General features: G+C 29.7%; 16 protein-coding genes, 1 tRNA gene and 2 rRNA genes (1 of these 19 running past the window's edge). 13 read left to right on the top strand and 6 right to left on the bottom strand.

The window, feature by feature from the left end; translation table 11 throughout:
- The 4 genes from OD91_RS12360 to cmk all read left to right on the top strand — a co-directional run.
- Positions 1 to 527: ribosomal RNA gene (locus OD91_RS12360) — 23S ribosomal RNA — on the top strand; it begins 2,353 nt to the left of the window's first position.
- 160 nt (positions 528 to 687) lie between these two features.
- Positions 688 to 798 (top strand): 5S ribosomal RNA (rrf, locus tag OD91_RS12365).
- A 134-nt stretch (positions 799 to 932) separates the two neighbouring features.
- A complete protein-coding gene (porQ, locus tag OD91_RS12370) occupies positions 933 to 1,928 on the top strand; it encodes a type IX secretion system protein PorQ (RefSeq protein WP_255513254.1) in 996 nt (331 codons plus the stop codon).
- 6 nt (positions 1,929 to 1,934) lie between these two features.
- The gene (cmk, locus tag OD91_RS12375) at positions 1,935 to 2,618 is read left to right on the top strand and encodes a (d)CMP kinase (protein WP_144896691.1); all 684 of its coding nucleotides are present in this window, start codon (positions 1,935 to 1,937) and stop codon (positions 2,616 to 2,618) included.
- A 30-nt stretch (positions 2,619 to 2,648) separates the two neighbouring features.
- On the opposite strand, the gene OD91_RS12380 is transcribed toward cmk, so the two are convergent.
- Together OD91_RS12380 and OD91_RS12385 are read right to left on the bottom strand one after the other, a co-directional pair.
- Entirely contained in the window at positions 2,649 to 3,278 is a 630-nt protein-coding gene (locus tag OD91_RS12380) for a 7-carboxy-7-deazaguanine synthase QueE (protein WP_144896692.1), read from the bottom strand.
- A gap of 1 nt (position 3,279) precedes the next feature.
- Positions 3,280 to 3,732 carry a RidA family protein gene (locus OD91_RS12385; protein WP_144896693.1) on the bottom strand — a complete coding sequence of 151 codons (453 nt, stop codon included), beginning with the start codon at positions 3,730 to 3,732 and terminating at the stop codon, positions 3,280 to 3,282.
- Positions 3,733 to 3,945: 213 nt separating this feature from the next.
- Here OD91_RS12385 and rpsA point away from each other — a divergent pair, with 213 nt between their 5' ends.
- Entirely contained in the window at positions 3,946 to 5,898 is a 1,953-nt protein-coding gene (rpsA, locus tag OD91_RS12390) for a 30S ribosomal protein S1 (RefSeq protein WP_144896694.1), read from the top strand.
- Positions 5,899 to 6,157: 259 nt separating this feature from the next.
- Complete coding sequence (locus OD91_RS12395; RefSeq protein WP_144896695.1) at positions 6,158 to 6,664, top strand: hypothetical protein; 507 nt, start codon at positions 6,158 to 6,160, stop codon at positions 6,662 to 6,664.
- Here OD91_RS12395 and OD91_RS12400 read toward each other — a convergent pair.
- A complete protein-coding gene (locus tag OD91_RS12400) occupies positions 6,653 to 7,450 on the bottom strand; it encodes a DUF6090 family protein (RefSeq protein ID WP_144896696.1) in 798 nt (265 codons plus the stop codon). The genes OD91_RS12395 and OD91_RS12400 overlap by 12 nt on opposite strands.
- Before the next feature lie 148 nt (positions 7,451 to 7,598).
- On the opposite strand from OD91_RS12400, the gene glmM reads away from it, so the two are divergent.
- Together glmM and OD91_RS12410 are read left to right on the top strand one after the other, a co-directional pair.
- Complete coding sequence (gene glmM / locus OD91_RS12405; RefSeq protein WP_144896697.1) at positions 7,599 to 8,990, top strand: phosphoglucosamine mutase; 1,392 nt, start codon at positions 7,599 to 7,601, stop codon at positions 8,988 to 8,990.
- Positions 8,991 to 10,457, top strand: a complete 1,467-nt coding sequence (locus OD91_RS12410; RefSeq protein ID WP_144896698.1) for an aminotransferase class V-fold PLP-dependent enzyme — start codon at positions 8,991 to 8,993, stop codon at positions 10,455 to 10,457. It abuts the gene before it with no gap.
- Here the strand turns inward: OD91_RS12410 and OD91_RS12415 are convergent.
- The gene (locus OD91_RS12415) at positions 10,450 to 11,337 is read right to left on the bottom strand and encodes a lysophospholipid acyltransferase family protein (RefSeq protein WP_144896699.1); all 888 of its coding nucleotides are present in this window, start codon (positions 11,335 to 11,337) and stop codon (positions 10,450 to 10,452) included. The genes OD91_RS12410 and OD91_RS12415 overlap by 8 nt on opposite strands.
- Before the next feature lie 80 nt (positions 11,338 to 11,417).
- On the opposite strand from OD91_RS12415, the gene OD91_RS12420 reads away from it, so the two are divergent.
- A complete protein-coding gene (locus OD91_RS12420; RefSeq protein ID WP_144896700.1) occupies positions 11,418 to 12,071 on the top strand; it encodes a rhomboid family intramembrane serine protease in 654 nt (217 codons plus the stop codon).
- A gap of 142 nt (positions 12,072 to 12,213) precedes the next feature.
- On the opposite strand, the gene OD91_RS12425 is transcribed toward OD91_RS12420, so the two are convergent.
- Together OD91_RS12425 and OD91_RS12430 are read right to left on the bottom strand one after the other, a co-directional pair.
- Positions 12,214 to 12,286, bottom strand: a tRNA-Gly gene (locus tag OD91_RS12425).
- Between the two features lie 60 nt (positions 12,287 to 12,346).
- Positions 12,347 to 12,793, bottom strand: a complete 447-nt coding sequence (locus OD91_RS12430; RefSeq protein WP_144896701.1) for a GNAT family N-acetyltransferase — start codon at positions 12,791 to 12,793, stop codon at positions 12,347 to 12,349.
- A 114-nt stretch (positions 12,794 to 12,907) separates the two neighbouring features.
- Here OD91_RS12430 and OD91_RS12435 point away from each other — a divergent pair, with 114 nt between their 5' ends.
- The 4 genes from OD91_RS12435 to OD91_RS12450 all read left to right on the top strand — a co-directional run bounded on the left by OD91_RS12435 (position 12,908) and on the right by OD91_RS12450 (position 22,376).
- On the top strand, positions 12,908 to 14,290 hold the full coding sequence (locus OD91_RS12435) for a kelch repeat-containing protein (protein ID WP_144896702.1): 1,383 nt from the start codon (positions 12,908 to 12,910) through the stop codon (positions 14,288 to 14,290).
- Between the two features lie 395 nt (positions 14,291 to 14,685).
- Positions 14,686 to 17,493 (top strand): triple tyrosine motif-containing protein, encoded by a 2,808-nt coding sequence (locus tag OD91_RS12440; protein WP_144896703.1) that lies wholly within the window; start codon positions 14,686 to 14,688, stop codon positions 17,491 to 17,493.
- Positions 17,494 to 17,700: 207 nt separating this feature from the next.
- Entirely contained in the window at positions 17,701 to 20,895 is a 3,195-nt protein-coding gene (locus OD91_RS12445; protein WP_144896704.1) for a TonB-dependent receptor, read from the top strand.
- An 11-nt stretch (positions 20,896 to 20,906) separates the two neighbouring features.
- Positions 20,907 to 22,376 carry a RagB/SusD family nutrient uptake outer membrane protein gene (locus tag OD91_RS12450; protein ID WP_144896705.1) on the top strand — a complete coding sequence of 490 codons (1,470 nt, stop codon included), beginning with the start codon at positions 20,907 to 20,909 and terminating at the stop codon, positions 22,374 to 22,376.
- Positions 22,377 to 22,383: the final 7 nt, after the last annotated feature.

Here is a 22,383-nt window from a genome sequence, read left to right on the forward strand (position 1 = left end):
CAGGTCGATCAGGTTGGAAACAAGAGCATAGTGATCCGGTGGTTCCGCATGGAAGGGCCATCGCTCAAAGGATAAAAGGTACTCCGGGGATAACAGGCTGATCTCCCCCAAGAGCTCATATCGACGGGGGGGTTTGGCACCTCGATGTCGGCTCGTCACATCCTGGGGCTGGAGAAGGTCCCAAGGGTTGGGCTGTTCGCCCATTAAAGTGGCACGCGAGCTGGGTTCAGAACGTCGTGAGACAGTTCGGTCTCTATCTGCTGTGGGCGTTAGAAATTTGAGTGGATTTGACTTTAGTACGAGAGGACCGAGTTGAACTGACCTCTAGTGTATCTGTTGTCACGCCAGTGGCATGGCAGAGTAGCTACGTCGGGAAGGGATAAGCGCTGAAAGCATATAAGCGCGAAACCCACCACAAGATGAGATTTCTTTAAAGGGTCGTGGGAGATTACCACGTTGATAGGCTATAGGTGTAAAGACAGTAATGTCATAGCCAAGTAGTACTAATAACCCATAGACTTATGTACGCCGTTTTCCTTCCGCCTTGTGCGGAAGGGAACAACTCTTTTTTATTTTTTATAAAAATTTAGATTCTTTAGATATTATTTTTACTTCTATGTTAACTTATAGGCAGCAAAGCTGCGTTATAGGCAAAAGGCTGAAAGCCAAAAGTCAATAGCAAAAATTTAAGGTGATTATAGCAATGGGGCTCACCTCTTACCATTCCGAACAGAGAAGTTAAGCCCATTAGCGCCGATGGTACTGCCAATTAGGTGGGAGAGTAGGTCGTTGCCTTCCTTTGAAACCTCAATCTTTTAGATTGAGGTTTTTTATTTTTATATAACTTGTATAAAATATTCGAGATTTATAGCGTTATAATTAAGAATTCTTTTTTCTTTGTCGTTTATATGAAAAATTCATTGCTGCTTTTAATGATATTAGCTTTTACTTCTGTAAAAGGTCAAGTTGGAGGTGAAACAGTTTATCAATTTTTAAATTTATCTACATCTGCAAGACAAGTTGCTTTAGGTGGAGAAGTTTTAACATTGATGGATGATGTTAGTCAGCCAATTTGGAATCCGTCAGTAATAAATAGAGAGCTAGATAATCAATTAGCAGTAAACTACACGAGTTATTTAGCGGGTATAAATATTGGCTCAGCTTCGTTTGCAAAAATTATTAATAGAAGAATTGGAATTATTCATGGAAGCGTAAAATATTTAAACTATGGTAGTTTAGTTGGTGCTGATGAACAAGGTAATGAAACAGGTAATTTTTCTGCGAGTGATATTGCTTTTTCTGTTGGATATTCTTATAATATTCCTAATACTAACTTTTTTTTAGGAGCAAATCTTAAATTGATAAATGCTACAATAAATAACTTCTCATCTATTGGTATGGCAACTGATCTTGCTCTTTTATACCATAGTGATTATGATTCGTTTAATTTTACTTTAGTTGCTAGAAATATTGGTACACAGTTAAAGTCATTTAATGGAACTGGTGAAAAACTTCCGTTTAAGCTTGCTTTAGGGGGATCCTATAAATTAGAACATGTGCCTTTAAAATGGTATGTAACTGCTGATAATTTACAATCATGGAATATTTCTGTAGCGAATCCATCAAATCAAACTGTAGATTTAGAAGGTAATGTAACCACAGAGAATGTTTCTTTTTTAGGTAATATGTTTAGGCATTTTGTAGTTGGAGCTGAATTATTTCCAGAAAGTGCTGTAAATTTGCGATTAGGATATAACTTTAGACGATCAAAAGAATTGGCACTACAAAATGCTAGATCATTTAGTGGAATTTCTCTTGGTTTTGGAATTAAAATGAATAAAATGAAATTTAATTATGCTTATTCTAGAATTCACTCTGCTTCTAATGCGAGTACTTTTAGTTTGCAAATTGACTTAGACAGACGATAAAATTATATGAAAAAAATTATTATTGCTATCGATGGATTTTCATCAACAGGAAAAAGTACGATTGCTAAACAGTTAGCAAATAAACTTGGGTATATATATGTAGATACTGGCGCTATGTATAGAGCTGTCACGCTTTATGCTATGCAACAAGGTTTTGTTGAAGAATCATTTTTTAAAAGAAATGATCTTATCAAAAATTTACCAAAAATTTCTTTAGAGTTTCAATTTAATGAGAGTTTAGGTTTTGCAGAAATGTATTTGAATTCTGTAAATGTTGAAAAAGAGATTAGAACTTTAGATGTATCTAAATTAGTTAGTAAAGTGTCTACGGTTTCTGAGGTGAGACAAAAGTTGGTTGCTGAACAACAAAATATGGGTAAGAATAGTGGAATTGTTATGGACGGTAGAGATATTGGTACTGTAGTTTTTCCTGAAGCTGAATTAAAATTATTTATGACAGCTTCTCCGGATAAACGTGCAAAAAGAAGGTATAAAGAATTACTTGATAGAGGAGATGATGTAAATTATAAAGAAATTTTACATAATGTTGTTGAGCGTGATAGAATAGATTCTACACGAGAAGATTCTCCATTAATAAAAGCAGATGACGCAGTTGAATTTGATAATTCTGATATGGGATTAGAAGAACAATTTGAACGGATATATTCTTTAGTAGCGGATAGATTATAATAAAAAAGCAACCATATGGTTGCTTTTTTATTATGGAATATTCAAATATTTATGTGTTTGTAGTGATATTTTCCATTTAGGATTTTTCATCACATATTCTACTATTTGTTCTGTCATTTTTTCTTTCTTAGACCATTCTGGTTGTAAAAAGAGTTCACAATTATCACCTACTTTTTCAGCTTGTTCTTCTGCAAACTTAAAATCACTTGTATTATGGATAATCATTTTAAGCTCATCTGCTTCTTTGTAAACTTCTTCTAATGGTAATTTTGTCTTTTTAGGCGATAAACAAAACCAATCCCAAACTCCAGAAAAAGAATAAGCTCCAGAAGTTTCTATGTGGGTTTTGATATTTTGTTTTTGAAGTTGTTGTGTTAAATAATCCATAGACCACATTAATGGTTCTCCGCCAGTTACAACAACAGTCTTTGCATGTTTTTTTGTGCTTTCTACAATGCTATCTACAGAAGTTGGAGGATGTAAATCTGCATTCCAACTTTCTTTAACATCACACCAATGACAACCAACATCACAACCACCAATTCTTACAAAATATGCGGCAGTTCCGGTATGAAAACCTTCTCCTTGTATGGTGTAAAATTCTTCCATAAGCGGAAGCATTTTACCTAAATCAACTAATTCTTTTGTTTTTTTATCCATCTTATTTTTTTAGAGCAACGACTTCTATTTCAATTTTTGCTCCTGCAACTAAATCGGCTGCAAATGTAGTTCTTGCTGGTAAATTATCAGTAAAAAAAGTACGATAAACTTTATTCATTTTATTAAAATCATCTATATCAGATAATATCACGGTACATTTTATCACGTTATTTAAATCTGAATTATGTGTTTTTAAAACTTTTTCAATATTTACTAAAGTTTGCTTAGTTTCTGCTTCTATACCACCTTCAACAATTTTACCTAAAGTATGATCTTTTCCTATTTGTCCTGTTAAAAATAAAAGATTATCAACCTGTACAGCATCAGAAAAAGGGACGTTTTGTCTAGACTTTTCTATCGATTTATGGTGTTTAAGTACTGTTTTATTGTCTGATTTACAGGATGATAAAATAATAATTAAACATAATGAAAATATAAAGTGAGCTGTTCTCATAAGTGATTGATTTTATCAAACAAATATATAAAGAAGAAAAGTTAATTTTAATGAGTGTAAGTAATTAAAAATCAATGTTTTTTTGTAGATTTGCACTCCTTTTTACGAGTACAGATTTAAAAAGGGTTTAAAACAAATTATTAAGTTTAATTTCTCTTAAAGTTATTTTCGTTAAAAATCTGAATAACAATAAGATACAAAAAAAGTTCAGACATGTCTGAAGAAACAAAAAATACTGAAGAGCAAGTTGTTGCTAAAGAAGTAAAAAAAGCTGCTCCTAAAGCAGCAAAAGCGAAAAAAGCTAAAGCTGCTCCTAAAGCAGAAGAAACTGAAGTTAAAGAAACTGTTGAAGAAACAAAAGCTGTAGAAGCGGAAGTTGCAGAAGTAGTTGAAGAAACTAAAGTTGAAGAAGTAAAAGAATCTCCTGAAGAATTTTTAGCAAACTTTAACTGGCACAAATACGAAGAAGGTATTGATGCAGTTGATGATTCTAAACTAAAAGAGTTTGAAAAAGCCTTAGAAGGAATTGTTGGTTTTGTAAACGAGCGTGATGTTATTGAAGGAACTGTTGTAAGATTAACTGATAGAGATGCAATTATCGATATCAATTCTAAATCTGAAGGAGTTATTTCTTTAAATGAGTTTCGTTACAATTCTAGTTTAGCTGTTGGAGATACTGTAGAAGTATTAGTTGATAAAAGAGAAGATTCTTCTGGTCAATTAGTATTATCACATAGAAAAGCAAGAGTAATTAAAGCTTGGGAAAGAGTAAACAATGCTCATGAAACTGGTGAAGTAGTTAACGGTTTTGTTAAGTGTAGAACTCGTGGTGGAATGATTGTTGATATTTTTGGAATTGAAGCATTCTTACCTGGTTCTCAAATTGATGTTAAGCCAATTAGAGACTACGATCAGTATGTTGAAAAAACAATGGAATTTAAGGTTGTAAAAATCAATCATGAATTTAAAAACGTTGTAGTTTCTCATAAAGCATTAATTGAAGCTGATATAGAATTACAGAAAAAAGAAATCATTGGTCAATTAGAAAAAGGACAAGTATTAGAAGGTGTTGTTAAAAACATTACTTCTTATGGTGTCTTTGTTGATTTAGGTGGTGTAGATGGATTAGTACATATTACTGATTTATCTTGGTCTAGAATCAATCACCCGAATGAGGTTGTTGAATTAGATCAAAAATTAAACGTTGTAATTTTAGACTTTGATGATAACAAATCTAGAATTCAATTAGGATTAAAACAATTATCTGCTCACCCATGGGAAGCTTTAAATGCTGAATTAAAAGTTGGCGATAAAGTAAAAGGTGAAGTTGTTGTTTTAGCTGATTATGGTGCGTTTGTAGAAGTAGAACAAGGAGTAGAAGGGTTAATTCACGTTTCTGAAATGTCTTGGTCTACACATTTACGTTCTGCTCAAGATTTTGTAAAGGTTGGAGATAAAGTTGAGGCTCAAATCTTAACGTTAGATAGAGAAGACAGAAAAATGTCTTTAGGAATTAAACAATTACATCCAGATCCTTGGACAGATATCACTAAAAAATATCCTGTTGGATCTACACATTCTGGTACGGTAAGAAACTACACTAATTTTGGTGTGTTTGTTGAGTTAGAAGAAGGTATTGATGGATTAGTTTATATTTCTGATTTATCTTGGACTAAGAAAATTAAGCATCCTTCAGATTTTGTAACTGTTGGTGATCAATTAGAAGTTCAAGTATTAGAATTAGATGTTGAAGGTCGTAAATTAAACTTAGGTCATAAACAAACTCAGGATAATCCTTGGGATGATCACGAAGTTACATTTGCAATAGGTTCTATACATGCTGGTACAATTAAAGATAAAAATGATAAAGGAGCTACTGTTTCTTTTGAAAACGGAGTTGAAGCTTTTGCACCAACTAGATTCTTAGATAAAGAAGATGGTGGTAAATTAGGAAAAGGTGATGCTGTAGACTTTAAAGTATTGGAGTTTAGTAAAGAATACAGAAGAATAGTTGTATCTCATACTTCTATCTTTAGAGAGCAAGAAAAGAGAAATATCAAAACTGCAACTAAAAAGGCAGCAGAAGCAGATAAAACTACTTTTGGAGATATTGGAGGTCTTGCAGACTTAAAGAAGAAAATGGATGCAGATGCTAAGAAAAAATAATTTTCTTACACTATAAATTTTAAGAGCCGATGCATTTGCATCGGCTTTTTTTGTATATTTGTATCATCTTGATAAAAGAATACTACCTAATTCTTTTAAGTTTTTTGTTATCCCATTACCCCAAAATTTAGCACTTTCCCTCTTAAAAAGAATATTCTTTTTAACGCTGTAACTTTATTGTTATGGTCATTCTAAACTATATTATTTAAATATTTCTAATTTATTATAGCTTCAAATTAATATAATAATATAGATAGAAATGAAGAACATAATTTACAGATTGTTATTAATACTGATATTCTTATCAGCGTGTCAATCAGAGCTTTTATACATTGGGGACGAAGCGTCTACTTGTGAAAGAATTGATTTAAATATAGATTCTAGGTTTAAAAATCCTTTTGTAGAGAATTTGCCATCAGAAAAAATTGAGTATTCAAAAGAATGGCAATGGATTATGGAGAATGATACACTAAAAGTTTTTTCTAGAATTAAAATAAACGATACTACTACTACTAAAATTAATATGTTTAAGTTTATTGTGAGTGATGTTTGTGCAAATTCAGCAATAAATAAAACGTATGAAATTAGTGATCAAGGTTCAGTCATTCTAGAAAACACGATTGAAAAAGACTTTGTTTTTTTTACACAAAGTTATAGCAAAAACAATTTCTTAATTGGTAGAGCAAATTTTACTGATGGTTCAGAACCTGTTAAAATATTTATTGAGTTTGGTGAACAGAATGAAGTCTTAAGTTTAGTTGAGTGATATACCCCGATTTAACCCTAAATAAGAATCGATATTTTTAATTAAAGAATCATTTTCTACAAGGTTTTCTTTTATTAAATAAAGGAAATTGTCTTGTAAAACAAGTTTGGTTTTTATAGCGTTTATCAATTCTAATTTTGAAGCCGGTTCTTTAAGTTTATTTTGTATATATAAAGTTAAAGAAGGATCTAGAGTATCTGAAGAATTATCTTTATCAGTTGAAGGTTCATCTATTGTTATTTGAGAAAATTTATTAATCGCTGGATAAATTTCCTTATAAAAAATATTATTTAGATCGTTATTAACGTCATTGTCATTTGCTTCACATAACAAATAATAATTGATAATATTTATACTTAGAAGTTTATCGCTAATTAAGTTGAATTGTCCAGAGGTAATAAGTTCTTTATAAGTGTTGTCTACTCTTGAGTAATCGTACGTAATTGTTAAATAATTTAATTTGTCATCTAAACTGTCAATTTTAGAAAAACTAAAATTTGATTGGTAATCACTTATTAACTTTTCTTCTATTTCAATCGATTCTTCATAATGATCTATCATATCTTTTAAAATTACTTTTTGATATTCTAAATCTTCAACAATATTTGTTAAATACCATTTTTCTTTTTTTGAATTTTCTTTTTGAGCATTTAAATTATTGAATTGTAAGGCAAGCAAGATACCTATCATCACTAAAAATACTTCGCCAAAAGCATACAGTAGATATTTACTGAATTTATTATTATTTAAAAATTTCTGTTTAACTTTTCTAAAAAGACGTGTCATAGTGAGGGAATATTTTTAAAGGTACAAAAAATACTATAATTTCATAATAATCCTATTTTTTGACTCTTAAAAAATTATAAGAAGTTGCATTAATATTAAAAGATTTCCAAAGTAAATAATTTATATTTGTTTAGCTTAAAAACATAGAATGACATTAATAAAATCGATCTCGGGAATTAGAGGTACTATAGGAGGAAATACGGGTGATAATTTAACACCTATAGATGCTGTAAAGTTTGCTTCTGCTTACGGAGCATTCATAAAAGATAGAAACAATAACAAGAAAGACATTAAGGTGGTAATTGGTAGAGATGCCCGAATTTCTGGTAAAATGATTTCAAGTTTAGTCGCAAATACCTTAGTAGGTTTAGGGATTGATGTGGTTGATTTAGGTTTGTCTACTACACCAACAGTAGAAGTTGCTGTGCCATTAGAAAAAGCAGATGGAGGGATTATTTTGACTGCTTCTCATAATCCTAAACAATGGAATGCTTTAAAGTTGTTAAATGAGAAAGGTGAGTTTTTAAATGGAGCAGAAGGAGAGAAAATTCTTGAATTAGCAGAAAGCGAAGATTTCTCTTTTGCAGATGTTGATGATTTAGGAAGTTACACAAAAGATAGTTCGTATTTAGAAAAGCACATTCAAGAAGTTTTAAATTTAGAATTAGTAGATGTAGCAGCCATTAAAAAAGCAAACTATAAAGTAGTTGTAGATGGCGTAAATTCTACAGGTGGAATCTTTATTCCTGCTTTGTTGAAAGAATTGAATGTTGAGTGTATCGAATTATATTGTACTCCAAACGGACAGTTTCCTCATAATCCAGAACCTTTAAAAGAACATTTAATAGATATTTCTAACTTAGTTGTAAAAGAAAAAGCTCATTTCGGAATTGTAGTTGATCCAGATGTAGACCGATTAGCATTAGTGAGTGAAGATGGCGAAATGTTTGGAGAAGAATATACGTTAGTAGCTTGTGCAGATTATGTTTTAGGTAGGTTAGGTGGCGGAAATACAACCTCTAATTTATCATCATCTAGAGCGTTGAGAGATGTAACAGAAAAACATGGAGGAACCTACACTGCTTCTGCAGTAGGAGAGGTTAACGTGGTTATAAAAATGAAAGAAACCAATGCAGCTATAGGTGGTGAAGGAAATGGCGGAATTATTTATCCAGCTTCTCATTACGGACGTGATTCTTTGGTAGGTGTAGCCTTATTTTTATCACATATGGCGCATAAAAATATCTCATGTGCAGCTTTGAGAGCATCGTATCCAAGTTATTTTATGTCTAAAAATAAAATTCAATTAACACCACAAATTAATGTTGATGAAATTTTAGAGAAAATGGCAGCTAAATATGCCAATGAAGATGTGAATACAATTGATGGCGTAAAAATTGATTTTGCAGAAGAATGGGTACATTTACGTAAATCTAATACGGAGCCAATTATTAGAATATATACAGAAAGTAAATCGCAACAAAATGCAGATGATTTAGCGGTAAGATTTATTAATGAAATAAAAGAAATAATAGGGTAGATGGAGTCTTTAGAGCAGTATTTTCAAAAGTTTAGAGATCAGATTATTGGTATAGATCAAGAATTTGAAACACCATATGGTGTAAAAAAAATTATTTACTGCGATTGGACAGCTAGTGGAAGATTATATAGACCAATAGAAGAAAAGTTGCTAAATGATTTCGGTCCTTTTGTAGCCAATACACATACAGAAACTTCTACTTGCGGAGCTGCAATGACTATGGCATATCATGAAGCTAGAAATATTATTAAGCATCATGTGAATGCATCAAAAGATGATGTGCTGATTACCGAAGGTTCTGGTATGACTGGTGTCGTGAATAAATTTCAACGAATTCTTGGGTTAAAAGTAAACGAGAGTTTAAAAGAACACACTACTGTACCAGATGAATTAAAACCGATTGTTTTTGTGAGTCATATGGAGCATCATTCAAATCAAACTTCTTGGATGGAAACGATTGCAGATGTAGTTGTTGTGCCTTGTGATAATGAAGGTTTAATTTGTTTAAAGACCTTTGAAAAGACTATTAAAAAATATGCAAATAGACCCATTAAAATTGCGTCTATAATTTCTGGTTCAAATGTTACCGGAATAAAAACTGAATATCACGAAGTTGCAAAACTGATTCATAAATATGGCGGATTGTGTTTTGTAGATTTCGCATGTTCTGCGCCTTATGTAGATATAGATATGCATCCTCAAGAAAAAGATGCGTATTTAGATGCAATTTACTTTTCACCTCATAAATTTTTGGGAGGCCCTGCAACTTCGGGTGTATTAATTTTTAATAAAAAACTGTATAAAAACATGGTGCCTGATAATCCAGGAGGAGGAACGGTAAGTTATACAAATCCTTGGGGAGATCATGATTATTTTGATGATGTAGAAACTCGTGAAGATGGAGGAACACCAGCTTTTTTACAAACGATAAAAATTGCATTATGTATTCGTTTAAAAGACGAAATGGGTACACAAAATATAAAAAATAGAGAAGATGAAGTTAATAAGGTAGTTTTTGAAACCTTAGAAAATTTATCTGGCGTTCAAATTTTGGCTAAAAATCATAAAGAACGATTAAGTATTTTCTCTTTCTATTTTGAAAAGTATCACTTTAATCTAGTTGTAAAATTATTGAACGATCGATTTGGAATTCAAACACGTGGAGGGTGTTCTTGTGCTGGAACCTATGGACACTTTTTGTTAAATGTAGATCAAGCAACATCGAAAGCAATTGAAAGTCAGATTTTAGAAGGCTGTAATATAGAAAAGCCAGGTTGGGTTCGTTTATCAATTCATCCTACGGTAACTGATAAAGAAGTTCAATTTATTTGTAATTCATTAAAAGAATTATCAGAAAATATTGAAGATTGGTCTCATGATTATACCTATGATCCAATCAAAAATGATTACTCCCATAAAACTCAAAATTCTTTAGAAAAAAAGTTGGTAGAAAAGTGGTTTAAGTAGTTTTTGGTTCTTTTCCAACGTGCTTAAAACGTTTGTGAGACCATAAATAAAACTCAGGTTGCTTACTGATATGTTTTTCAATCATATCCGTATAAATATCAATTACTTTATTTCTAGGTAATGATTTAGCATCTTCTGTAATAGTTTCTATATCAATTTCATAATAGCCACGTTTTACTCGAGTCACATTTGCGTTTACAACAGCATAATCAAATTTTCTTCCAATCATGTCACCACCAATATGTACAGGAACTTTTTGACCGAAAAATTCTCTCCAATAATGTGCTTTTTCGACCGTAGGAGATTGATCTGAGGCTAAAACAAATAACCCTGTTTTATTGTTTTTATGATTTGTTAAAATAGTTTTTGTAGTTTCTGAAGCTTTTATTAGATGCATTCCAAATTTACTTCTGTATTTTTTCACTAGCCTTTCAAAGTATGGATTGTTCACTTTTGTATAAGCAGCATAAGAATCCATTTCAGTATTTAAAGTTAAACTAATAATCCATTCCCAATTACCATAATGCGCCATCATTAAAGCAATGCTTTTATCTTTTTTATATAAATCGTCAATCACTTTAATATTTTTAAAATGATATCGACTTTTTATTTCTTTCTCGCTGATGGTGAGTGTTTTAATACTTTCAAAAATAAAGTCTATAAAATATCGGTAGAATTTTTTATGAATGATTTTAAGTTCGGTAGCAGATTTATTTGGAAATGCTAATTTTAAATTATTCATCACTATTTTTTTTCTGTAGCCAATGATATAATATGTGATGTAGAATAAAAAGGTAGATTTTATATATAAAATTCTAAAAGGAAGAATAGAAATCAACCAAATAATAGGATAAAATAAATAATACGCTAACAATTTCATTTAAAAAAATATGATTGCAAATATCGGATATAAAATTGGAAACAATAATAATCCTGATTTGTTTTTGCTATGTTTGTTTTATGATAGGAGATATAAACCAAGTTGTATTAATTGTTATTGTTGCCACCGTTTTAGTGTCTATAAAAGGGTTTAATGATTTTTCTTTTTTTGAAAGTTATAAATTTCAAGTAAGTAGAATTTTAAACGGAGAAAAACTACGAATGATAAGTTCAGGTTTTTTACATGTAGATTGGTTGCATTTAGGGTTTAATATGTATGCTTTGTATTTGTTTGGCAATATTGTGAGTTCTAATTTAGGAAACATTAATTTCTTAATTATTTATGTAGGTAGTTTACTTGCTGGCAGTATTTATTCCTTAACATTTCACAAAACAGCACCTTATTATAGTGCAGTTGGCGCTTCTGGTGCTGTTTCTGGAGTAGTATATTCTTCTATTATGTTGTTTCCAGAAATGGAATTAATGTTATTTCCGTTACCAATTCCTATTCCTGGTTATATTTTTGGTGTTGGATACTTGCTATATTCTATTTACGGAATGAAAAAGCAGCTAGGTAATATTGGACACTCAGCACATTTAGGAGGTGCTATCGGTGGTTTTGTACTAACATTATTACTAGAGCCAAGAATATTTTCAATCAATAAAATGATGGTAATCTTATTAGCAGTGCCTATTATTTTATTATTAATTTTTGGAGATAAACTAAAAAAATAAAGCCTCACAAAATATGTAAGGCTTTAGAGCGAGAGACCAGGTTTATTTCGGCTACGCTCAATATAAACTTCTCACCTTACTTTTCTTATTTTATTACTATTTAGAGCAAAAAAAAAGACCTTACAATTAAGTAAGATCTTAGAGCGAGAGACCAGGTTCGAACTGGCGACATTCAGCTTGGAAGGCTGACGCTCTACCAACTGAGCTACTCTCGCTGATAGATGATGCAAAGATAAGCTCATTTTTAAATTTACCTATTATTTTCTTCTCTAAAATTAATAAAATTTTTGATCCTCTCGTAATACTTTAAGCATGTGGAAACCAAAGATTTCGAAGCCTTCGTTATAGTAAAACTTATGAGATTTTCTGTTTTCAACAAAAGTATTTAGTTCAATTCCTTCGCAGCCTTTGGATTTTGTGTGCTCGTAAATCCATTTAAAAAAGGTATTTCCTAACCCTTTATTTCTATGATTTTCGTCAATTACTACATGGTCTGGTTCTACAGATTTACCAATATAGTGCCTGGTAGAATACCACAGTCCCGATATTCCAATTAGTTCTTCATCCAAATACAAACCTATACATTCATAATGAGGTAGTTTTACCATTTCTAGTAATCGTTTTTCAAGAATAGAGTCAGGCGTTTTAGAATTGATTTTTCGAAGTAGGGGAATAATGGATAATATGTCTTTTGCTGGTATTGGTTTTATGTTGATATTCATTTTTATTAAAATTTCTATAAATGTAGAGATATTAAGTATATTAGATTAAAAAATATTTTAAATTATACACCTATTTTAGTTTGATAAGAAAAGACTTTAAAATGATAAACTGCTATGTTAAAAAAAATATTAACCCTTTTTCTCATATCCTTTTTAGGTATAAATACTTCATTTGCACAAAATATATCAGGAAAAGTATTAGGGAATAAATCAAAAAAAGGAATAGAAAAAGTAAGTGTATATCTAACAAGTAATAATAGAATTGGTGTAACCACTAATAAAACAGGTGTTTTCGTTTTAAAAATTAATTCTAAAGTTAAAGATACAGATAGTATAACATTTTCTTTGATTGGTTATAAAACTCGCAAAATAACAGTACAATTGTTAAAGCGAAATTCTCAAGAAATAATTTTGTCTAAGGAAACTAACTATATAGATGAAGTAGTAGTAAAAAACAAAAAAAGACAATCTAAGTTAAAATTTAAGAAAATTGCATCTTTAGATTCGGGTGTTTTTTCATTTGCCTCTTTAGTTGTAGGTAACAAACTATATATTTCTGGAGGAGATAAGACAATTGAAGAAAGGACTTATAGTAAAGCAATTGAAAATGCATTTGAAAAAGCGTTTGGAACTTCTTTTGTGTCAGAAGAAAGTATAATGAGAGAATGGGATACGACACCGAATTTTAAAGGATATAGTGACGTGTTATTTATTTATGACTTAGAAAAAAATACATTAAAAAAATCAAAAGTTAAATTTCAAAAAAGAGCCTATCATCAAATAAACTTTTATAATGATAATTTGTATGTTTTGGGTGGTAAAAATGTGAAATTTAATAAGAAAGAATATTTGCTAAATACAATCGAAGTATTAAATATTGACTCTTTACAAGTACAAACCGACAATGTAAATCCACACCAAGCAGTAAACTTTAATTCATTTGTTTATAAGGACTATTTAATAGTTGTAGGAGGTTCTGTAAAAATAAACAAAAAAGGAAAAAAAGTTTTTATAGATAAAATTCATTTATTCAATTTAAAAACCGGATTATGGCATGAAATAGGAAAAATGCCAAATCCAAGAGAAACTTCAGGTATTCTTGTCGACGATAAAATATTCTTAGTTGGTGGTTATAAAAATAAGCCAGTATCTTTTATTGAATCTTGGGACTTAACAAATAATGAATGGAAGTTAGAAGGAGATTTATTTACTGCTTTTAAAAAGCCAGCAATTACAAGTCATAAAAAGAACATTTATATTTATGATTATGGAAAATTATTGATTTATAATAATTCAGAAAAATCTTTAAAAGAATATAAGATAGGCCTACATTTAAAAGAAGCAAACATTCATTTCTATAAAAACTCACTTTATATTATTGGAGGATATATAGTAAAACATTATGGTACTGAACCTTCTACAGGTGTTTATAAAATTAAATTAACTGAATTCGCTAAAACGAAAGTAAATAGATTCAAAAAATTAAATAAGCACTAAATACAAACCTATACATTCATAATGAAGTATTTTTACCATTTCTAGTAATCGTTTTTCAAGAATAGAGTCAGGCGTTTTAGAATTGATTTTTCGAAGTAGAGGAATAACGGCCAATATGTCTTTTGCTGGTATTGGTTTTATGTTGATATTCATTTGATAATAATTTATGTAAATATATTATTTGAATTTAATTTTTTTTTGTTTCACAGAAATTAAATACAACAATTTTATCATTATTTAAATAATAAAGTTTTCCTAAATTTACTTACTTCTGGTTTTTTTTAATTATTCCTAGATTACATTCGTATTTACCTATACAATATTAATTTTGCCCTCAACAAAAAATAATGTATCTTGGTAAACTATCCCAGTTTTTATTATTCGAAAAAGTTGAAATGAAATTTATAAAATCGACATTTACTGTTTTATTGTTCTTTGTATTATCCATAAATATTGCTCAAGAATTACCACCTATAAATACATTTACTCCAGAAGATTATCGAGCTGAATCTCAGAACTGGTCAATAAGTCAATCTAATGATGGTTTTTTGTATGTAGTTAATAATCAAGGGTTGTTGGAGTTTGATGGTGTGAATTGGAAGCTTTTTCCTACACCTAATGAAACTATTATGCGTTCTGTAAAAGTGGTAGGAGATAAAATATATACTGGTTTTTACATGGATTTTGGATTCTGGAAAAAAGACGAATTAGGAGAATTACATTATACATCTTTAATTGAAAAAGCGAATATTACTCCTGATGAAGATGAGCAATTTTGGAATATTATTAAGATGAATGATTGGATGTTGTTTCAATCATTAAAAAGAATATACCTATACAATGATAAAACAAATCAATTTAAAATTATAGAATCTAAAACCAAGATTACTAAAATAATTCAAATCGATAATACCATATATTTTCAAAAAATAAATAAAGGTGTTTTTAAAATTGAAAAAGGAGAAGGTGTTTTAGTTTCTGATCATGATGTTTTTAAGGAGAATGAAATAATTTCTATCTATCAAGAAAATGAGAATCTTTTCTTTATAACAGACACTAAAGGGTTTTTCAAATTAAATAATTCTAGGTTAACTAAAATTGAGCTACCTTTTTATAATTCTTTTATGAATGCCACTATTTATAGTGCACAACAGCTTTCTAATGGAGGTTTTATCTTAGGAACTATTTCTCATGGAGCATATTATATTAATAAGGAAGGTGAGTTGATATACAACCTTAATTACAAAAATGGACTAACAAATAATACAGTTCTGTCTGTTTTTGAAGATGATAGAAAAAATATTTGGTTAGGTTTAGATAATGGAATAAACAGTATAAATATTGACTCTCCTTTTAGGATATATAATGATAAAAATGGTAATATAGGAACTGTATATGATTCTAAAATTCATAATGGAAATTTATATTTAGGAACAAATCAAGGGTTGTTTTATAAAAAATATCCCTCAAATAATGAATTGAAATTTATTGAAAATACTCAAGGACAAGTTTGGAGTTTGAAAAAGTTTGATGATAAGTTGTTTTGTGGTCATAATGCAGGAACATTTATTATTAACGATGATAAAGTAACTGTTATCAGTACAATAAATGGTACATGGGATTTAAAAAAGATTGCTGATGATAAGATTCTTCAAGGAAATTATGATGGATTACATATTTTAGAAAAAGAAAATTCTGAATGGAAATATTCACATAGAATTAAAGGATTTGATAATTCTAGTAGATATTTTGAACTATATAAAGATGATTTAATTTTTGTTAATCATGAATATAAAGGTGTTTTTAAGCTTAAAGTCAATAAATCTTATGATGAAATTTTATCATTTGAAAGAGATACTACAATAAGCAAAGGGCTACACTCAGGACTTATAAAATATAAAGGAGACATTGTTTATAGTTATAAAAATGGTGTCTATAAATTTGATGGAAATAAAAATAAGTTTTTAAAAGATTCATTTTTAAGTAAATTAATTCCCAAAGAAAATTTTATATCTGGTAAACTAGTTTTTGATACTAAAGAAAATCTATTATTTGGATTTGCTAATGAAAATATCAATTATTTAACCTCAGAAGAAATAAGTAATAACCCAATTATTAAGCAAGTTTCAATTTCTGAAAATTTTAAAAAAGGAGCAATTGGTTTTGAGAACTTTAATAAATTAAGTGAAAGTAATTATTTATTTGGAACATTGGATGGGTATACGTTATTTAACCTAGATAAAGTTAAAAATCATAATTATACTATAAAAATTAGTGGTGTAAAAAAGAATTCCTTAGACGCTAAACCTATTATTCTGCCACTCGGTTATGAAAATGAAAATATTGATTTAGATGCTGAAGAAAATAATATTCAATTCAAATATAATGTCCCGTATTTTGGTCAAGAATTGAATGTGAAATTTCAATATAAATTAATTGGACAGTCAGAGAATTGGAGTAATTGGTCTACAGAACCACAAGTGCTATTCAAAAACTTATCTTTTGGAGATTATACTTTTAAGGTAAGGGGTAAGGTTGGTAATAGTATTACTGAAAATGTAGCTAATTATAATTTCTCTATAAAAAGACCTTGGTATTTATCAAATTTAGCATTGGTTCTTTATATTATTTCTTTTATTATTTTCTCAATTTTAATGCATACAATATATAAAAGGTATTATAGTAAGCAACGAGAAGCACTATTACTGAAACAAGAAAAAGAGTTTAAACTTAAAAGTTTAGCAAATGAAAAAGAGTTGATGAAAATAAAAAATGACCAATTACGATTAGATGTAAATGGTAAAAATAGAGAATTGGCTATATCTACTATGAGTCTTTTAAAAAAGAACGAATTTTTAAGTTTAATTAAAACCGAATTGAAAGATGTTGAAAATAGAAAAGCTTATGATGTAGTTCGATTAATTGATAAAAACTTAAATAATACAGATGATTGGGAAATGTTTAAAGAAGCGTTTAATAATGCTGATAAAGACTTTATCAAAAAATTAAAAACCTCTCATCCAAATTTAACTCCAAATGATTTAAGACTCTGTGCTTATTTACGTCTTAATTTATCATCAAAAGAAATAGCACCATTATTAAATATATCTCCAAGAAGTGTAGAGGTAAAAAGATATAGATTAAGAAAAAAAATGAGTTTACCCCATGATGCGAACCTCACAGATTATATTTTAGAAATATAACCACACAACATTTTTTTAAATGACCTATACATTACCACAACATATATTAAAATAGCGAAAATAATGACATTTTATTTTCTGTAATTTTATTAGTAATAGCTTGATAAAAGAGTGTCTTTTTTACGATGTATATTTTTTGTAGGGTGTAAGTTTATGTAATTCACATTTATTTACCCTTAAATTTATCAAAAATTAAAAATCAATTTTATGAGAAAACTATTAATTGTAATAGTCAGCCTATTTTTCACATTCTTCTCTTATAGTCAAGATATGAATGTAAGTGGAGTTGTAACAGATACTACCTACGGAGACCCTTTACCGGGAGTAAGTATAATAATTAAAGGAACTACAAAAGGTACCCAAACCGACTTTGATGGTAATTATACCATTCAAGCCTCAAAAGGTGCTATTTTGGTTTTTAATTATTTAGGATTTAAAGTTAAAGAGGTAACTGTAAGTTCTTCTACGCACAATGTTAAAATGGAAGAAAGTTCAGAACAACTAGATGAAGTAGTTGTTGTTGGGTATGGATCGCAAAGAAAAGAATTAGTATCTGGTTCTTTTTCATCTTTAAATGCAGATAAAATTGCAGAAACAAATCCTACAAGGATAGAAGAAGCATTAACTGGAAATGCTGCAGGTGTACAAGTAACTGCAAATTCTGGTTCTCCAGGTTCTTCATTAAATATTAGAATCCGTGGTATTACAACCAATGGTAATAATGCACCTTTAGTAATTGTTGATGGAGTTAATATTGGTGAAGATCTTAGTGTTATTGATCCAAATGATATTGAAAAAATGGACATCATTAAAGATGCGAGTTCTGCTATCTATGGAGTACAAGCAGCGAATGGTGTAATTTTAATAACAACAAAAGCAGGTAAAAAGAATAGACCTACAAAATTTGCATATAATTCTTATTATACTATACAAGAAGCGTCAAATCAATTAGATTTAATGAATGCTACAGAATATGCAGTGTATGTAAATGAAACAGAAATTGCAGATGGTAACTCAATTCCTTATCCAAATATTGGTAGTTATGGTTTAGGAACTGATTGGCAAAAAGAATTATTTACTCAAGCTCAAATCTTAAATCATAGTATAAGTGCTAGTGGAGGTTCGGAAACAATCACTCATAGTACAAGTGCAAGTATTTTTCAACAAGATGGAATTATTAATCCAGAAAAATCAAATTTTAATAGACTTACAATTAAAAATAACTTAGGGATCGATCTAACAGATAAGTTAAAGTTAAATACTTTAATATTATATACTAATATTAATAGAAAAACTATTCCAGAAAACGGAAGAGGTTCTGCTTTATATCATGCATTAAATGCTTCACCATTAACATCAATTTTTGATGGAACTGATGGAACAGGTACTTCAAGAGGATTTTCATATATAGGTAGTGAGCAAGGGATAGAGATTATCAATCCTTTTGCATTAATAAATAATACTTATAACGAAACAAAAGTAAATCGATTTACAGGTAAATTAGAGTTGTCTTATAATGTAATAGATGATTTAAAAGTTACTTCAAGGTATAATTTTAACTATGCAGATGTTGTAAATAGAAATTATTATCCTTTAGCTTATTATGGGCCAAACAAGGTTAATAATAATGTTAATATAGATGCTAATAATCAGTTTGTAGTTGATACTAATGGTAATAATATTACAGACTTATATAGTACAGTAGCAGAAGATAATCAAAATTATTTTGATTACACTTGGGAATCTTTTTTAGAGTATAAGAAAACGATTGGAAATCATAATTTTAATTTCCTTCTAGGAACTGCATTTCAAAGTGTACAGTTTTATGGTGCCTATGGTTCTGGTTCTTTAGTAGGTTTGGATAACTGGGAAAATGCATATTTATTTAATTCCCAAAATGTTTATGATGAGCATATTTTGACGACATTAGATGGTTCTGGTAATATAGTTGTTGATAATAAAACAGTACAAAGAAATCAGTCTTCTTCTACAGGAATAAATGAAACAAGACAGTTTTCTGTTTTTGGAAGAATGCAATATGATTATGAAGGTAAGTATTTATTATCAGCAATGGTCAGAAGAGATGCTTCAACTTATTTTGGACCTAATAATAGAGTTGGGTATTTTCCTTCAGTTTCATTAGGGTGGATTGCTTCTAAAGAAGATTTTTTTAAGAGTGAAACAATTAATAATTTTAAAGTTAGAGGAAGTTGGGGTATCACAGGAAGTGATAAAATAAAAGACCCAGATACAGGGAACACATATAGGTGGATTGGAAACCTACAAGGAGCAAATGCAGAAGCAACGTATCCGTTTGGAAATGTTATTGTTAACGGAAATGCTCAAGGACAATTAGCGAATCCAGACTTACAATGGGAAACAAATACTCAAATTAATGTTGGTTTTGATTTAAGTTTCTTAGATAATATGTTTGATATTACTTTTGATTATTATACAAAAACTACTGAAAACTTACTTTTAGTACCTGAAGTCTCTGGGTTATTAGGTGCAACTGCTGGAGGTAGTTCTCCGCCAGTTGTTAATGCAGGTACGATTGAAAATAAAGGAATTGATTTAAGTTTAAACTTTAATAAACAGGTTTCTGATAATTTTAAAATCGGAGCAGGGTTAAATATAACTACAGTAAAAAACAAAACGATAGAAGTTAATAATGCAGCAGGCTTTATTTCAAGTGGTACATTTGGATTAAGTCAAAATACCTCAAGATTTCAAACAGGTTTACCTATAGGAACTTTCTATGGCTTAAAGACTGATGGAGTATTTCAAAATCAAGCAGAAATTAGCGCACATGCAACACAAGCTGGTGCAAAACCAGGAGATTTACGTTTTGTAGATGTTGATGGAGATGGTGTTGTTGAATTTGGTAGTGAAGATGATCTTACTGTTCTTGGAAATCCAATTCCTGAAATGACTTTAGGATTTAATCTAAATATGGATTATAAAGGATTTGATTTTTCAAGTTCATTGTATGCTTCATTAGGGAATGATGTTGTAAGAAGTTATGAGCGTTTCTTAACCTATAGCAATAAACCAAGATTGTATTTAGATAGATGGACTGGTGAAGGAACTTCAAATACTACACCGAGAGCCTCAACCAATGCTTCAAACAACTATTTGTTTTCAGATTTCTTTGTAGAGGATGCATCATTTTTAAGAATACAAAATGTGCAAGTAGGTTATTCTATACCCTCTTATGCTTTAAATAAATTAAAGATGGATAAAGTAAGAATATATCTTTCCGCAAATAATTTATACACGTTTACAAAGTATAGTGGATACAATCCGGATGTTTCTAATTCAAACCCATCTGCGGCAGGAGTTGATTTAGGACAATATCCACAAACACGTACTTATACATTAGGCGTTAATGTCTCATTTTAAAAAATATCAGGATGAAGAATAAAATAATATATAAAATTACAGTTGCATTAGTGGTTCTATTCACTATAAATTCTTGTGACGAGTATTTAGAAATTACTCCAGAAGGGAAACAGAATACAGAAAACTATTTTAATGTACCTCAAGACTATCATGACGCTTTAGTAGGAGTGTATGATTTGCTTAATACTACAGCATTAAATAACATGCTAGGAGAAATAGCATCAGATAATACTTTGTGTGGTGGAGAAAACCCTACAGATGTATTAGAATGGCAGCAAATAGATGATATGATTCATACACCAGATAATGGAGCTTTACGAAGTATTTGGCAATGGATGTATGCAGGAATTAGTAGAGCAAATTATATTGTAGAATTTCAAGATAAAACTCAATTTCAAGGAAAAGAACAAGTATTAGCAGAAAATCTTTTCTTAAGATCTTATTATTATTTTGAGTTGGTAAAGTTTTTTGGTGATGTTCCATTATATACAGATGGTAGAATAAGTATTGCTGATACTCAAACTATAGAAAAAACTCCTAAAGCAGAAGTTTATTCGAAAATAGAAGCAGACTTAAATGCAAGTATTAACAAACTTCCTTGGCAACAAAACCAAAAAGGTAGAGCAACAAGGGGCGCAGCTTTAGCTTTACTTGGTAAAATTTATTTATATCAAAAAAAGTATGATGAAGCTGCAGATGCGTTTAATAAAGTAATTGCTTCTGGTCAATACCAATTAGTTTCAGATTTCACAACAGTATTTTTAAACAATAATGAGAATAGTGTAGAAGCAGTTTTTGAAGTACAGTATTCTGGTACTCAAGAAGGAGCGAGTTTTGAATGTTTTCAATGTTTAGAAGGGAATTTTGCTGTAGGTTTTATGGGGCCTCGTTTTAAAGGAGGGAATTATGCACCATACGCTTCAGGATTTAGTTTTAATATACCAGTACAAGAATTAGTAGATGCATATGAAACAGGTGATACAAGAAAAGATGCTACTATTTTTGATATTGATGCATTTGTAGCGATTAAAACAGACGTTACATATAATAGAGGATCAGAACATACAGGTTTTTTTAACAAAAAATACATTCCTTATGCAGATGATAATGTAATACCAGATCAAAATATCAATAGAAGTAATAATTACAGAGCTATTCGATATGCAGATGTACTTTTAATGGCAGCTGAAGCAAATTTACAAGCCACAGTTCAAAAAAATAATCCTCAAGGTTTATTAGACCAAGTAAGAGATAGAGCTTTTGGAGATGCAAATCATAGAGTTAATGCAACTTTAGAGAATGTTCTTAATGAAAGAAGATTAGAATTAGCTGGAGAAGGACATCGCTTTTTTGATCAAGTAAGAACAGGTAAAACAAGTAGTATTCCTGGGTTTACAACAAGTAAAAATGAAGTATTTCCAATACCAAGAATAGAAATTGAATTGGCAGGAAATAGATGGGATCAAAATAATGGTTATTAAAAAAATA

Source organism: Lutibacter sp. Hel_I_33_5 (assembly GCF_007827455.1).
Lineage (GTDB): Bacteria > Bacteroidota > Bacteroidia > Flavobacteriales > Flavobacteriaceae > Polaribacter.

What these genes read in the sequence shown, in the direction of transcription:
- OD91_RS12440 (WP_144896703.1), top strand. Translation starts at nt 14,686, where the DNA reads ATGAAATTTATAAAATCGACATTTACTGTTTTATTGTTCTTTGTATTA.
- OD91_RS12410 (WP_144896698.1), top strand. Translation starts at nt 8,991, where the DNA reads ATGGAGTCTTTAGAGCAGTATTTTCAAAAGTTTAGAGATCAGATTATT.
- OD91_RS12395 (WP_144896695.1), top strand. Translation starts at nt 6,158, where the DNA reads ATGAAGAACATAATTTACAGATTGTTATTAATACTGATATTCTTATCA.
- OD91_RS12430 (WP_144896701.1), bottom strand. Translation starts at nt 12,793, where the DNA reads ATGAATATCAACATAAAACCAATACCAGCAAAAGACATATTATCCATT.
- OD91_RS12445 (WP_144896704.1), top strand. Translation starts at nt 17,701, where the DNA reads ATGAGAAAACTATTAATTGTAATAGTCAGCCTATTTTTCACATTCTTC.
- OD91_RS12380 (WP_144896692.1), bottom strand. Translation starts at nt 3,278, where the DNA reads ATGGATAAAAAAACAAAAGAATTAGTTGATTTAGGTAAAATGCTTCCG.
- OD91_RS12450 (WP_144896705.1), top strand. Translation starts at nt 20,907, where the DNA reads ATGAAGAATAAAATAATATATAAAATTACAGTTGCATTAGTGGTTCTA.
- cmk (WP_144896691.1), top strand. Translation starts at nt 1,935, where the DNA reads ATGAAAAAAATTATTATTGCTATCGATGGATTTTCATCAACAGGAAAA.
- rpsA (WP_144896694.1), top strand. Translation starts at nt 3,946, where the DNA reads ATGTCTGAAGAAACAAAAAATACTGAAGAGCAAGTTGTTGCTAAAGAA.
- OD91_RS12420 (WP_144896700.1), top strand. Translation starts at nt 11,418, where the DNA reads ATGATAGGAGATATAAACCAAGTTGTATTAATTGTTATTGTTGCCACC.
- OD91_RS12385 (WP_144896693.1), bottom strand. Translation starts at nt 3,732, where the DNA reads ATGAGAACAGCTCACTTTATATTTTCATTATGTTTAATTATTATTTTA.
- OD91_RS12415 (WP_144896699.1), bottom strand. Translation starts at nt 11,337, where the DNA reads ATGAAATTGTTAGCGTATTATTTATTTTATCCTATTATTTGGTTGATT.
- porQ (WP_255513254.1), top strand. Translation starts at nt 933, where the DNA reads ATGATATTAGCTTTTACTTCTGTAAAAGGTCAAGTTGGAGGTGAAACA.
- glmM (WP_144896697.1), top strand. Translation starts at nt 7,599, where the DNA reads ATGACATTAATAAAATCGATCTCGGGAATTAGAGGTACTATAGGAGGA.
- OD91_RS12435 (WP_144896702.1), top strand. Translation starts at nt 12,908, where the DNA reads ATGTTAAAAAAAATATTAACCCTTTTTCTCATATCCTTTTTAGGTATA.
- OD91_RS12400 (WP_144896696.1), bottom strand. Translation starts at nt 7,450, where the DNA reads ATGACACGTCTTTTTAGAAAAGTTAAACAGAAATTTTTAAATAATAAT.